Origin of the sequence: Mycobacterium europaeum (assembly GCF_002102155.1) — a bacterium.
Taxonomy (GTDB): Bacteria; Actinomycetota; Actinomycetes; order Mycobacteriales; family Mycobacteriaceae; genus Mycobacterium; species Mycobacterium europaeum.
Window position 1 is genome coordinate 238034 of the sequence record NZ_LQOU01000010.1, and the last position, 13096, is coordinate 251129.

11 protein-coding genes are annotated in these 13096 nt (G+C 68.9%); 5 read left to right on the forward strand and 6 right to left on the reverse strand.

Features of this window, described 5'->3' with window-relative positions:
- Positions 1-41: 41 nt before the first annotated feature.
- Positions 42-1631: a FadD7 family fatty acid--CoA ligase gene (locus AWC03_RS05130; protein WP_085239418.1), complete on the forward strand. Its 1590-nt coding sequence runs from the start codon at positions 42-44 to the stop codon at positions 1629-1631.
- A 3-nt stretch (positions 1632-1634) separates the two neighbouring features.
- Here the strand turns inward: AWC03_RS05130 and AWC03_RS05135 are convergent, their stop codons facing one another.
- Positions 1635-3800, reverse strand: a complete 2166-nt coding sequence (locus AWC03_RS05135) for an elongation factor G-like protein EF-G2 (protein ID WP_085239419.1) — start codon at positions 3798-3800, stop codon at positions 1635-1637.
- A gap of 165 nt (positions 3801-3965) precedes the next feature.
- A complete protein-coding gene (locus AWC03_RS05140) occupies positions 3966-4382 on the reverse strand; it encodes a TIGR03668 family PPOX class F420-dependent oxidoreductase (RefSeq protein ID WP_085239420.1) in 417 nt (138 codons plus the stop codon).
- Between the two features lie 175 nt (positions 4383-4557).
- Here AWC03_RS05140 and AWC03_RS05145 point away from each other — a divergent pair, with 175 nt between their 5' ends.
- The 4 genes from AWC03_RS05145 to AWC03_RS05160 all read left to right on the forward strand — a co-directional run bounded on the left by AWC03_RS05145 (position 4558) and on the right by AWC03_RS05160 (position 9679).
- Positions 4558-5607 carry a S1C family serine protease gene (locus AWC03_RS05145; RefSeq protein WP_085239421.1) on the forward strand — a complete coding sequence of 350 codons (1050 nt, stop codon included), beginning with the start codon at positions 4558-4560 and terminating at the stop codon, positions 5605-5607.
- Positions 5608-5728: 121 nt separating this feature from the next.
- Positions 5729-7501, forward strand: coding sequence for a maltose alpha-D-glucosyltransferase (treS, locus tag AWC03_RS05150; protein ID WP_085239531.1), 1773 nt, complete (start codon positions 5729-5731; stop codon positions 7499-7501).
- Between the two features lie 46 nt (positions 7502-7547).
- Positions 7548-8897, forward strand: a complete 1350-nt coding sequence (locus AWC03_RS05155) for a maltokinase N-terminal cap-like domain-containing protein (RefSeq protein ID WP_085239422.1) — start codon at positions 7548-7550, stop codon at positions 8895-8897.
- Positions 8898-8962: 65 nt separating this feature from the next.
- Positions 8963-9679, forward strand: a complete 717-nt coding sequence (locus tag AWC03_RS05160; RefSeq protein WP_085239423.1) for a YoaK family protein — start codon at positions 8963-8965, stop codon at positions 9677-9679.
- Positions 9680-9713: 34 nt separating this feature from the next.
- On the opposite strand, the gene ag85C is transcribed toward AWC03_RS05160, so the two are convergent.
- The 4 genes from ag85C to AWC03_RS05180 form a co-directional block, all read right to left on the reverse strand.
- Positions 9714-10763 (reverse strand): diacylglycerol acyltransferase/mycolyltransferase Ag85C, encoded by a 1050-nt coding sequence (ag85C, locus tag AWC03_RS05165; protein ID WP_085239424.1) that lies wholly within the window; start codon positions 10761-10763, stop codon positions 9714-9716.
- Positions 10764-10996: 233 nt separating this feature from the next.
- The gene (locus AWC03_RS05170) at positions 10997-11797 is read right to left on the reverse strand and encodes an ABC transporter permease (RefSeq protein ID WP_142278330.1); all 801 of its coding nucleotides are present in this window, start codon (positions 11795-11797) and stop codon (positions 10997-10999) included.
- Positions 11798-11804: 7 nt separating this feature from the next.
- Positions 11805-12635, reverse strand: coding sequence for an ATP-binding cassette domain-containing protein (locus AWC03_RS05175; protein ID WP_085239426.1), 831 nt, complete (start codon positions 12633-12635; stop codon positions 11805-11807).
- A complete protein-coding gene (locus tag AWC03_RS05180) occupies positions 12632-13093 on the reverse strand; it encodes a MarR family winged helix-turn-helix transcriptional regulator (RefSeq protein WP_085239427.1) in 462 nt (153 codons plus the stop codon). The genes AWC03_RS05175 and AWC03_RS05180 overlap by 4 nt, the downstream gene beginning before the upstream one ends.
- Positions 13094-13096 lie beyond the last annotated feature (3 nt).

Genomic DNA, 13096 nt, shown 5'->3' on the forward strand with positions numbered 1-13096 from the left:
AGCAGGATGTTGTCGAGACAATGACGAAAGGGAGCGCGGCGATGAGGACGACGAGGCCTGAAGAGATCATCGGCGGCGGCGTGGGCTCGGCCCGCACCGCGGGCGCACGCATCGCCGATCTGGTCGAGGAGGCGGGGGGCCGGTCCCCGGACACCCCCGCGCTGGTCGTCACCGCCGATCGGGTGCCGGTCAGCTACCGCGACCTGCTCTGGCTCGCCGACGACCTGGCGGGGCAGCTGGCCCGGGCCGGGCTGCGCCCGGGCGACCGCGTCGCGCTGCGCTCCGGAAGCAACGCGGAGTTCGTCGTCGGGCTGCTGGCCGCTTCACGGGCCGACCTGGTCGCCGTCCCGCTGGATCCGGCGCTGCCGGTCGGCGAACAGCGCGCACGCAGCGAGGCCGTGGGCGCCAGGGCGGTCCTCATCGACGGCGCCGCACCGGGCGACGACGAGGGACAGCACCTGCCGTGGTGGCCACTCGCGGTGACGACCGGTGGTGGTGCCCCGACCGTCAGCCTGGACACGACCGCGGGCGCTGCGCAACAGTTTTCGACGCCGGAGGGCCTCCGCGAGGACGACGCCATGATCATGTTCACCGGCGGAACCACCGGGGTGCCGAAGATGGTCCCGTGGACCCGCGGCAACATCGCCGGCTCGGTGCACGCCATCAGCGCCGGATACGGGCTCGGCCCCCGGGACGCCACCGTGGCGGTGATGCCGCTCTACCACGGTCACGGGCTGCTGGCCGCGCTGCTGGCGACCCTGGTGTCCGGGGGCACGGTGCTGCTGCCGGCCCGCGGACGGTTCTCGGCGCACACCTTCTGGGACGACATCGACGCCGTCCGCGCCACCTGGTACACGGCGGTCCCGACGATTCACCAGATCCTGTTGGAGCGGGCCAGGACCGACCAGCCGGGCAACGCCGCGTTGCGCTTCATCCGCAGTTGCAGCGCCCCGCTCACCGCGGAAACCGCGCAGGCCCTGCAGGACACCTTCTCGGCCCCGGTGGTGTGCGCCTTCGGCATGACCGAGGCCACGCATCAGGTGGCGACGACCGAAATCGGCCACACCGAGAACCCCGCGGCCACACCCGGTCTCGTCGGTCGCTCGACCGGGCCGGAGATCCGGATCGTCGGGACCGACGGCCGGCCCGTGCCGCCCGGTGAGGTCGGCGAGGTGTGGCTGCACGGGCCCACCGTGGTCCGGGGCTACCTCGGCGAACCGGCGATCACCGCCGCCAATTTCACCGACGGGTGGCTGCGCACGGGCGACCTGGGCACCCTGTCGGCGGCCGGTGAGCTGGTCATCCGCGGCCGGATCAAGGAACTCATCAACCGGGGCGGGGAGAAGATCTCGCCCGAACGCGTCGAGGGCGTGCTGGGCAGCCATCCCGACGTCCTGGAGGTCGCCGTCTTCGGGATGCCCGACACGCTGTACGGCGAGACGGTGGCCGCGGTGATCGTCCCCCGGGGATCCGTCGCGCCGACCCCGGACGAACTCGCGTCGTTCGCCCGCGACCGCCTGGCCCCCTTCGAGGTGCCGACCAGCTTCGAGCAGGCCGCGGAGCTGCCCCACACCGCCAAGGGCTCGCTGGACCGCCGCGCCGTCGCCCAGCGCTTCGGGGGCGGGGCCTGACGTTCAGCCGGTGGCCTTCACCCGGGTCGCCGCGGCCTCCGGCATGGGTTCGTAGCGGGCGAAGGTCCGGGTGAACGACGAGGCGCCGTGGGCCAGCGAGCGCAGGTCGATCGCGTAGCGCGTCAACTCCACCTGGGGCACCTCGGCCCTGACCAGCGTGCGCTCGCCCGCGGTCTCGGTACCGAGCACCCGGCCGCGGCGACCCGACAGGTCGCTCATCACCGCGCCCACGAAGTCGTCGGGCACCAGCACCGAGATCTCGTCGATGGGCTCGAGCAGGCTCACCTTCGTCGCCGCGGCCGCCTCGCGCAGCGCCAGGGCCCCGGCCATCTGGAACGCGAAATCGGAGGAGTCGACGCTGTGCGCCTTGCCGTCGAGCAGCGTGACCCGGATGTCGACCACCGGGTAGCCGGCATGCACGCCCTTCTCCATCTGCGCGCGCACACCCTTCTCCACACTCGGGATGAACTGCCGGGGCACCGCCCCGCCGACCACCTTGTCGAGGAACTCGAATCCGGCGCCCTCCGGCAGCGGTTCCACCTCGATGTCGCACACCGCGTACTGGCCGTGCCCGCCGGATTGTTTGACGTGCCGGCCGTGGCCTTTCGCCTTGCCGCCGAAGGTCTCGCGCAGCGGGACCCGCAGCTCCACGGTGTCCACGGTGACGCCGTACCGGTTGGCCAGCGCGTCCAGGACGACACCGGCGTGTGCTTCCCCCATGCACCACAACACGATCTGGTGGGTCTCGGGGTTCTGCTCGATCCGCAGCGTCGGGTCCTCGGCGGCCAGCCGGCCCAGCCCCACCGACAGCTTGTCCTCGTCGGTCTTGGCGTGCGCCTGGATCGCGACCGGCAGCAGCGGCTCGGGCATCGTCCACGGTTTGAGCACGAGCGGCTCCGCCTTGTCCGAGAGCGTGTCGCCGGTCTCGGCGCGGCTCAGCTTGCCGATCGCGCAGATATCGCCGGCCACCACGGCCGCCGCGGGGCGCTGCTGCTTGCCGAGCGGAAACGACAGGGCGCCGACGCGTTCGTCTTCGTCGTGGTCGGGGTGCGTGCCGCCATGGGAATTGGAGCCGTTGACGGAGCCGAAGAACGACGCAAAATGGCCCGACACATGAACCGTCGTGTCGGGCCTGATGGTCCCGGAGAACACCCGGACCAGGCTGAGCCTTCCGACGTAAGGGTCCGACGTCGTCTTCACCACCTCCGCGAGCAGGGGAGCGTCGGGATCGCAGGTCAGCGTCGCGTGGGGGGCGCCCTGCGGGGTGAACACCTCGGGGAGCGGGTGTTCCATCGGCGACGGGAACCCCCGGGTGGCGACCTCCAGCAACTCCAGGGTGCCGACACCGGTACTGCTGCACACCGGGATGACCGGGAAGAACGACGCCCGGGCCACGGCCCGCTCCAGGTCCTCGATGAGCGCCGCCTCGTCGATGGACTCACCGCCGAGGTAGCGATCCATCAGCGACTCGTCCTCGGATTCCTCGATGATGCCCTCGATCAGGGTGCCGCGGGCTTCCTCGATCCGGGCGGCGTCGGACGGATCGGGTGGCTGGGCGGTTCGCCTGCCGCCGGCGTATTGGTAACGCGTCTGCGACAGCAGGCCGATCAGGCCTTCGCAGGCCGGCATGCCGGTCGGCAGGTAAAGCGGTAACACCTTGTCGCCGAAGGCGTTCTGCGCGGCCGCCAGGGCCTCGGCGTAGTTGGCGCGGGTGTGGTCGAGCTTGGTGATCACCACGGCGCGGGGCATGCCGACCTGATCGCATTCCTGCCAGAGCGATTTGGTGGGTTCGTCGACGCCCTCGTTGGCCGCGATCACGAACAGCGCGCAGTCGGCGGCGCGCAGGCCGGCCCGCAACTCGCCGACGAAATCGGCGTACCCGGGGGTGTCGACCAGGTTGATCTTGACGCCGTCGTGCGCCAGCGAGGCGACGGCAACACCGACGGAGCGCTGCTGGCGGATCTCGGCGTCGTCGTAGTCGCAGACCGTGCTGCCGTCGGTCACCGAGCCCGCCCGGGTCAGCACCCCTCCGGCGACCAACAGCGCCTCGACCAGGGTGGTCTTGCCGCCACCCGAGGGACCGACCAGAACGACGTTGCGCACATCGCCGGGCCCCTTCGCGGTGGGAGCGGCCGCCGCGCCCTGGGACGCACTCGCCTTGTCCGCCATGACGTTCCTCCAGTTCTCCCCGGCCGCATCACCGGAGGGGCGCGCCCGGTGCGGTGTGTCCTAGCTCACAGGGTCCGTAAGCAACTTTTCCCCCAACCGCGGCCCAACACAAGGCCACGGTCCGGCCACAATTGCGTCGGCCCGGCGCAATGGCGGGCGTTGCCGTCAGGCGTGCCAGCTGGACCAGCGGCGCACGGCGACGGCGATCACCGGTCCGTCCAGCGAAACGGATTGATACTGCGGGTATTTGGCCCGCAGGAGCCGGTAGGCGGACTCCATCGCCGGCCCCTCGGTGTGGACGGTGGCCGCGCCGTCGGCCCGTACCCACCACAGCCGCGTCCAGTCGTCGGCGTAGTGGTCGACGAGCAGGCTCACGTGGGGATCGTGCGCGATGTTCGCCAGCCGCCGCAGCCGCCGCGTCGTCTTGGGTTTCGCGTCGACGGCGGTGTACACCAGGTCGGGGGAGTCCCCGGCGACGGCGAACACCACCGGAACCAGGTGGGGCAGGCCGGCCGGGGTGATCGTGGCCAGCCGGGCCACCGGCGATTCAGCGAAGCTGGCCTTGGCGTCGAATCCGACCACCGTGTCAGCCTAGGCGCCGGTCATCGGGGTGGACGGGAGGCCATCGTGGCTGATGAGAACCTTGCCACTGCCGTGAATAGCTACCTGCATTACGGTTATATACACACGATTGTGCCGCCCAGACCCCAAGGCCGGGACAGTTCGGTGTTTTCCGCGACGCAGGAAGGGTGACGGGATGAGCAAAGCGCACCACCGCTCGGTGTGGTGGTCATGGTTGGTGAGCATGCTGGCCGTGGTCGGGTTGGGCCTCGGCTTGGGCATCGCACCGGCGGGCGCCTCGCCGATCACCCGGCCGCAGGCGCCGGTCGATGCGGCGGCACTGGTCGGCCAGGTCGGGCCGCAGGTGGTCAACATCAACACCAAGTTCGGCTACAACAACGCGGTGGGCGCCGGGACCGGCATCGTGATCGACCCCAACGGCGTCGTGCTGACCAACAACCACGTCATCTCCGGCGCGACGGACATCAGCGCCTTCGACGTCGGCAACGGCCAGACGTATGCCGTCGACGTGGTCGGTTATGACCGCACCCAGGACATCGCGGTGCTGCAACTGCGCGGCGCCGCCGGGCTCCCGACCGCGGCCATCGGCGGCGGCGTCGCGGTGGGCCAGCCCGTCGTGGCGATGGGCAACGCCGGCGGCCAGGGCGGAACGCCCAGCGCCGTCGCGGGCAAGGTCATCGCGCTCAACCAGAGTGTCTCGGCGACCGACACCCTGACCGGCGCCAACGAGTCGCTCGGCGGCCTGATCCAGGCCGACACGCCGATCAGGCCCGGCGACTCGGGCGGACCGATGGTCAACGGCGACGGGCAGGTGGTCGGCGTGAACACCGCCGCCACCGACAACTACAAGATGTCGGGCGGGGGACAGGGCTTCGCCATCCCGATCGGCCACGCGATGGGCGTGGCCGGGCAGATCAGGGCGGGCGCCGGCTCGAACACCGTGCACATCGGCCCGACCGCGTTCCTCGGCCTGGGCGTCACCGACAGCAACGGCAACGGCGCGCGTGTCGAACGCGTGGTGACCGGCGGCCCCGCCGCGGGGGCCGGGATCTCGCCCGGTGACATCATCACCGGGGTCGACACCGTCCCGATCAACGGGGCCACGTCGATGACGGAGGTCCTCGTCCCGCACCACCCCGGCGACAACATCGCGGTGCACTACCGCTCCGCCGGCGGGGGCGACCGCACCACCAACGTGACGCTGGGCGACGGGCCGCCGGCCTGATACCCGCGCCGATGATGCGCGCTTGGTGGTCAATTCGGTTGGTGCCAAGCGAGTTTCGTCGCATGTCGGTGGGCGTGATTCCGAATGTCGCGCCTCGGGTACACGTGGCATCGTGGATTTGATGAACGACGCAAGAGAAGCTGTCGAGCACCATCCCGCAGGGGGTAGTCACGTTCAGGACGGTGTCGTCGAGCACCCCGAGTCCGACGACTTCGACAACGCCGCCGCGCTGCCCACCGACCCGACGTGGTTCAAGCACGCCGTGTTCTACGAGGTGCTGGTCCGGGCGTTCTTCGACGCCAACGCCGACGGTTCGGGTGATCTGCGCGGACTTCTGGGGCGCCTGGACTACCTGCAATGGCTGGGCATCGACTGCATCTGGCTGCCCCCTTTCTACGATTCGCCGCTGCGCGATGGCGGCTACGACATCCGGGATTTCTACAAGGTGCTGCCCGAGTTCGGCACCGTCGAGGATTTCGTGGCGTTGCTCAACGCCGCGCACGAGCGGGGTATCCGGGTCATCACCGACCTGGTGATGAACCACACGTCGGAATCGCACCCCTGGTTCCAGGAGTCGCGGCACGACCCCGACGGCCCGTACGGCGACTTCTACGTGTGGAGCGATACCAGCGAGCGCTACACCGACGCCCGGATCATCTTCGTCGACACCGAGGAGTCCAACTGGACCTTCGACCCGGTGCGCCGCCAGTTCTACTGGCACCGCTTCTTCTCCCACCAGCCGGACCTGAACTACGACAACCCGGCCGTGCAGGAAGCCATGATCGACGTCATCCGCTTCTGGCTGGGCCTGGGCATCGACGGCTTCCGGCTGGACGCGGTGCCCTACCTGTTCGAGCGGGAGGGCACCAACTGCGAGAACCTGCCCGAGACGCACTCCTTCCTCAAACGCGTCCGCAAGGTCGTCGACGACGAGTTCCCCGGCCGGGTGTTGCTGGCGGAGGCCAATCAGTGGCCGGCCGACGTCGTCGAGTACTTCGGCGACCCCACCACCGGCGGCGACGAGTGCCACATGGCGTTCCACTTCCCGCTGATGCCGCGCATCTTCATGGCGGTTCGCCGTGAGTCGCGCATTCCGATCTCGGAGATCCTGGCGCAAACGCCGGAGATCCCCGACATGGCGCAATGGGGCATCTTCCTGCGCAACCACGACGAGTTGACGCTCGAGATGGTCACCGACGAAGAGCGCGACTACATGTACTCCGAGTACGCCAAGGACCCGCGGATGAAGGCGAACGTGGGAATCCGGCGCCGCCTGGCGCCGCTGCTGGACAACGACCGCAACCAGATCGAGCTGTTCACCGCGCTGCTGCTGTCGCTGCCCGGCTCGCCGGTGCTCTACTACGGCGACGAGATCGGCATGGGCGACGTCATCTGGCTGGGTGACCGCGACGGCGTGCGCACCCCGATGCAGTGGACGCCGGACCGCAACGCCGGCTTCTCCAAGGCCAACCCCGGCCGGCTGTACCTGCCGGCCAGCCAGGACTCCGTCTACGGCTATCAGGCGGTCAACGTGGAGGCCCAGCGCGACACCTCCACGTCGCTGCTCAACTTCACCCGCATGATGCTGGCCGTGCGGCGCCGCCACGAGGCCTTCGCGATCGGCACGTTCGAGGAGTTGGGGGGCTCCAACCCGTCGGTGCTGGCGTTCGTGCGCCAGGCGCCCGGGGGCGGGGACACGGTGCTGTGCGTCAACAATCTGTCGCGGTTCCCACAGCCGATCGAACTGAATCTGCAGCACTGGAGCGGTTGCACACCGGTGGAACTGACCGGGCATGTCGAATTTCCCCGGATCGGGCACCTGCCCTACCTGCTGACATTGCCCGGCCACGGTTTCTACTGGTTCCAGCTGACCGCATGTGAGGAGGACGCATGAGCGCGCTGGCGACGATGCAGAGCGAAGTGATGGGGTGGGGGTACCGATGACCGAGCCGGCCAAGCTGCCCTGGTCCGACTGGCTTCCACAACAACGGTGGTACGCCGGACGAAACCGGGAGCTCACCTCCGCGGAGGCGGCCGTCGTCGTCCCGTTCCGCGACGACCTGGACCTGGTCCTGGTCGACGCCCAGTACGCCGACGGCTCGTCGGAGCGCTACCAGGTGATCGTGCGATGGGATGCCGGGCCGGTCTCCGAGTACAGCTCGGTGGCCACCATCGGCGCCGCCGGCGACCGCACCGGTTTCGACGGCCTGTACGACACGGACGCACCCCAGTTTCTGCTGTCGCTGATCGACTCGTCGGCCGTGCGTACCGCGTCGGGCACCGAGGTGAGGTTCGTCAAGGAGCCCGGCGTCGAGCTGCCCCTTCAGGCGTTGCCGCACGTGTCCGACGCCGAGCAGAGCAATACCAGCGTCATCTTCGACCGGGCCGCGATATTCAAGGCGTTTCGCCGCGTCAGCAGCGGCATCAACCCCGACGTCGAACTGAACCGGGTGCTGGGCCGCGCCGGCAACCCGCACGTGGCCCGGCTGCTGGGCACCTACGAGATGGCTGCCCCCGACGGCACGGCCGACGCGGCGTGGCCGCTCGGCATGGTGACCGAGTTCGCGTCCAACGCCGCCGAAGGGTGGGCGATGGCCACCGCCAGCGTGCGGGACCTGTTCGCGGAGGGCGACTTGTACGCCCACGAGGTCGGCGGCGACTTCGCCGGCGAGTCCTGCCGGCTGGGCGAGGCCGTGGCCTCCGTGCACGCCACCCTGGCCGAGTCGCTCGGCACCGCGGAGTCGGCCTTCCCGGTCGACACCGTGCTCGCGCGGCTGTCGTCGACCGTGGCGAAGGTGCCCGAGCTGCGGGAGTACGCGGCGACCATCGAGGAGCGGTTCTCCAAGCTGGCCGATCAGGCGATCACCGTCCAGCGGGTGCACGGCGACCTGCACCTCGGCCAGGTGCTGCGCACCCCCGAAAGCTGGCTGCTGATCGACTTCGAGGGCGAGCCGGGCCAGCCGCTCGATGAGCGCCGGGCACCGGATTCACCGCTGCGCGACGTGGCCGGCGTGCTGCGCTCGTTCGAATACGCCGCGTACGGACCACTGGTGGACCAGGCGGACGACAAGCAACTGGCCGCGCGCGCCCGCGAGTGGGTCGAGCGCAACCGGACCGCGTTCTGCGAGGGGTACGCCGCCGCGTCGGGGGTCGACCCGCGCGATTCGGCTGACGTGCTGGCCGCTTACGAACTGGACAAGGCCGTGTACGAGGCCGGCTATGAGGCGCGGCACCGGCCGCACTGGTTGGCGATTCCGTTGCGGTCCATCGCCCGGCTCACCGCCTCGTAGTCGCCGGGTAGGAAATCGCTATGCGTCGCCCTGCGAGGGCGGCGGGCGTCTGACAGCATGTCAGCGTGGCAAGCGAAACCTTCAATAGCGAAGCGCGGTTGTCGTGGGTGCTGGCGGCGCTGGCCGGTGTGGTGGGCGCGATCTCCTTCACCCACTCCGCGGGCTACTTCGTGGTTTTCATCACCGGTAACGCCCAACGCGCCGTGCTCGGGTATTTCACCGGGGAAGGGTGGCTGGCCTTAAGTGCCGGGCTGCTCATTGCGGCGTTCGTCGCCGGGGTGGTCGTTGCGTCACTGTGCCGGCGCTTTTTCTGGGTGGACCATCCGCACGGCCCGACGGTGCTGACCACCTTCAGTTTGGCGGCCGCCACCGTGATCGACGTCTTCGACGTGGGATGGGCGCAGAATCTCGTCGATTTCGCGCCGATGATGCTGCTGGCGTTTGGTACCGGGGCGTTGAACACCTCTTTTGTCAAGAACGGCGAGGTTTCGGTGCCGTTGAGCTATGTGACCGGCACGACCGTCAAGATGGGCCAGGGCATCGAGCGCCACATCGCTGGTGGCGGAAACGTCTCGGACTGGCTCGGTTACTTTCTGCTGTTGGCCAGCTTTATGGTGGGCGCGGCGGTGGGCGGCTTCATCAGCGTGGTCGTCAACGGGACCTGGATGCTGGTGATGGCCACGTCCGTATGTGCGGTGACGACCGGGTACACCTACTTCCACCAGGACCGGCGCGCCCTGTTGATGGAACGGAACGACAGAAAGCATCGGCAGCAGCGCTGACCGGTGCGCTGCTGCCGATGCTGGTTCGGCGGGTTCAGGCAGCCGGCTGCGCCGGTGCGGCCGGTGATGCCGGCTGGGCCGGCTGGGCGGTGGTGTTGCTGGCCAGCAGCACCTGCTGGATGTCGGGCTTCATCGCGACCAACTGCTGGTTCCAGTAGGGCCACGAGTGCGTGCCGTTCGCCGGGAAGTTGAACGTCCCGTTACGACCCCCCGCGGCGACGTAGCTGTTCTGGAACTGCTGGTTGGTGCGCAGCGTGAGGCCCTCCAGGAACTTGGCCGGCATGTTGTCGCCGCCGAGGTCGCTCGGCGTGCCGTTGCCGCAGTAGACCCAGATCCGGGTGTTGTTGGCGACCAATCGCGGAATCTGGACCATCGGGTCGTTGCGCTTCCACGCCGGGTCGGTCGACGGGCCCCACATGCTGTTGGCGTTGTAGCCGCCCGAGTCGTTCATCGCGAGCCCAATCAGCGTCGGCCACCAGCCCTCGGACGGGTTCAGGAAGCCCGACAGCGAGGCGGCGTAGGGGAACTGCTGCGGGTAGTAGGCGGCCAGGATCAGCGCCGAGCCGCCGGACATCGACAGGCCCACCGCGGCGTTGCCGGTCGGTGAAACCTGCTTGTTGGCCTGCAACCACAGCGGCATTTCCTGGGTCAGGAAGGTCTCCCACTTGTAGGTGTAGTTCTGACCGTTGCCCGACGACGGCTGGTACCAGTTGCTGTAGAAGCTGGACTGGCCGCCGACCGGCATCACGACCGACAGGCCGGACTGGTAGAACTCCTCGAAGGCGGGGGTGTTGATGTCCCAGCCGTTGTAGTCATCCTGGGCGCGCAACCCGTCGAGCAGGTACACCGCGTGCGGTCCGCCGCCCTCGAACTGCACCTTGATGTTGCGGCCCATCGACGGTGACGGCACCTCCAGGTACTCCACCGGGAGCCCCGGCTTCGAGAACGCCCCCGCGGTGGCCGAGACGCCGGCCGCGGTGACGAGGCCGGACATCAGGGCAGCCCCCATGGCCGCGACCGCCAGTTGGCGCGGCATAGTCGCCGCGGCGCCACGCAACTTCCGCAACTGTCCGAAGAACTTCATAGCTCTCTACCCATCCCAACTTTCATCTGCCGCGTGCGGCGGTCGAATCCGTTCGCTGGGCAGTGAAACACGCGGAGACGACGGAAATCGCCTGTCGCGGCCGCAGGTTCAGATCGCGGTTGGCTAACGATTCGGAGTCGGCGAGCAATCGTCACGCTCGGGTCACGATCGGCTACCGAAACCGCGCGACGGGCTTCCCAATCGCCCGCGCGACGGCTATCGGCGCGCTGCGCCTAGGTGACGAGCCGGCGCAATAGCGTTGAGGCGGCCGCGATTCCGAGCACGGCGGCCACCGCCAGCACGACGATGTCCATCGGGTTGAAGGGCGTGCCGATGAGCAGTCCGCGCAGGGCGTCGACCTGGTAACTGAGCGGGTTGACCCTGCTCAGCACGTGCAGCCAGGCGGGCATCACGTCCACCGGGTACAGCGCGTTGGAGGCGAAGAACAGCGGCATCGTGATCGCCTGGCCGATCCCCATCAGGCGATCGCGGCTGCGGACCAGCCCGGCCAGCGTCATCGACAGGCACGCGAAGAACCCGGCGCCGAGCATGACGACGGCCATCGCCGCCACGATCCGCAGCGGGTTGACCGTCAGCCCGACATTCATCAGGTATGCCAACGCCATGACGCCGACGACCTGGGCGACCGAGCGCACACCGGCCGCGAACGCCTTGCCGGTGATCAGCGCCGATGCCGGCGCCGGTGTCACCATCAGCTTGGCCAATACGCCGGCGTCTCGGTCCCAAATGATCTGTATCCCATAGAAAATCGAGATGAACAGCGCCGACTGGGCGATGATCCCCGGCGCCAGGAAGGCCAGGTATGACACCGACCCGGTGTGGATGACTTGCAAGTGGCTGAAGGTCGTCCCGAAGATCAGCAGCCACAGCGCCGGCTGCACCATCCGGGTGACCAGCTCGGTCCGGTCGTGTTGCAGCTTCTGCATCTCGACGATCGCGAACGCGCCGATCCGGCTGAACACGGCGCCGACCCGCTGCCATCCGCGCGGCGCGCGCACCAGGTTTCCCGGCATGACGTTGTCAACCGACACGGCGGGCAACCTTTCTGGCGGAACGGATTTCGTGAAACGAGCCCGCCGACTCGGACCCGGCCGGTTCGTCCTGCAGGCCGGAGGCGGCATAGTGGCGGAACACGTCCTCGAGGGTCGCCCGCGTCGACACGGTGGATTTCAGCTCGGCCGGTGTGCCCACCGCGCGCAACTCGCCGTGGTGCATGAGCGCGACGCGATCGCACAGCGCGTCGGCCTCCTCCATGTAGTGGGTGGTCAGCAGCACGGTCATCCCGAACTGCGCCTGCATCTTTCGCACCTGTGTCCAGACCCCGTCCCGCGCAATCGGGTCCAGCCCGACCGTCGGTTCATCGAGCACCAGCAGCGACGGGCGGTTCACCAGCGCCTGTGCCACCTCGAGGCGGCGGACCATGCCACCGGAATAGGCCGCGGCCAGCCGATCGGCCACCTCGAGCAGGTCCATGGCGGTCAGCGCCTGCCGGACCCGATCTGACCGCTCGGCCCGGGGCACGCCGTAGAGCCGCGCGAACCACTCGACGTTCTGGCGGCCGGTCAATGCGGGCTCGATCGAGAGTTGTTGCGGGACATAGCCGATGTTGCTGCGAATGTCGGTGGTGTGGCGGCGCGCGTCCAGCCCGAAGATGCGCAATTCGCCCTGCTGCACCGGCGCAAGCGTGGTGAGCATCCGGACCATGGTCGTCTTCCCGGCGCCGTTGGGGCCCAACAGACCCATCGTTTCGCCGGGGCGGACCTGCAACGTGACGTCGTTGACGGCGGTGAACCGGCCATAGCGATAGCTCAGGTGCCTGCTGTCGATCGCCATCGGCAGTGATCCGCTCATGGCTGTCGCGCCTGCAGTGTCTTGGTCATCATCTCTATGACCTCCAATCCTCTTGTCAAAGAATCGATTTGATCGTCGTCGAGCTCGGCGAGTGCTTTGTCCAACGCCTCCCGCCGCGCGGCCCGGGACGCGTCGATCATCTGCTGGGCGGGCTCGGCGAGGTGTAACCGGCCGACCCTGCGGTCGGTGTCGCCGACGGTCCGAATGAGCAACCCCCCGGACACCAGCTTGGAGACCAGGGTCGAGGCGGTGTTGGGAGCCAGTCCGAGCTCGGTGGCGGCGGCGTTCACCGAGATGCCGGGCTGCCGGCCCACCAGCCACAACAGCTCGGACTGCGACTCGGTCAGGCGCGACGAGTCGAAGCCGCGGCCGGCGGACCGCCGCAGTTGCCGGCGAAACCGGCCGACGACGCGAAATACCTCGGTGACCACATCGGTACTCGATTGCACCCTTCCCAGGAT

Excerpts from the sequence above, each read along its gene's own strand:
- AWC03_RS05170 (WP_142278330.1), bottom strand. The coding sequence starts at position 11,797 with ATGCCGGGAAACCTGGTGCGCGCGCCGCGCGGATGGCAGCGGGTCGGC.
- AWC03_RS05175 (WP_085239426.1), bottom strand. The coding sequence starts at position 12,635 with ATGAGCGGATCACTGCCGATGGCGATCGACAGCAGGCACCTGAGCTAT.
- AWC03_RS05145 (WP_085239421.1), top strand. The coding sequence starts at position 4,558 with ATGAGCAAAGCGCACCACCGCTCGGTGTGGTGGTCATGGTTGGTGAGC.
- treS (WP_085239531.1), top strand. The coding sequence starts at position 5,729 with ATGAACGACGCAAGAGAAGCTGTCGAGCACCATCCCGCAGGGGGTAGT.
- AWC03_RS05135 (WP_085239419.1), bottom strand. The coding sequence starts at position 3,800 with ATGGCGGACAAGGCGAGTGCGTCCCAGGGCGCGGCGGCCGCTCCCACC.
- AWC03_RS05130 (WP_085239418.1), top strand. The coding sequence starts at position 42 with ATGAGGACGACGAGGCCTGAAGAGATCATCGGCGGCGGCGTGGGCTCG.
- ag85C (WP_085239424.1), bottom strand. The coding sequence starts at position 10,763 with ATGAAGTTCTTCGGACAGTTGCGGAAGTTGCGTGGCGCCGCGGCGACT.
- AWC03_RS05155 (WP_085239422.1), top strand. The coding sequence starts at position 7,548 with ATGACCGAGCCGGCCAAGCTGCCCTGGTCCGACTGGCTTCCACAACAA.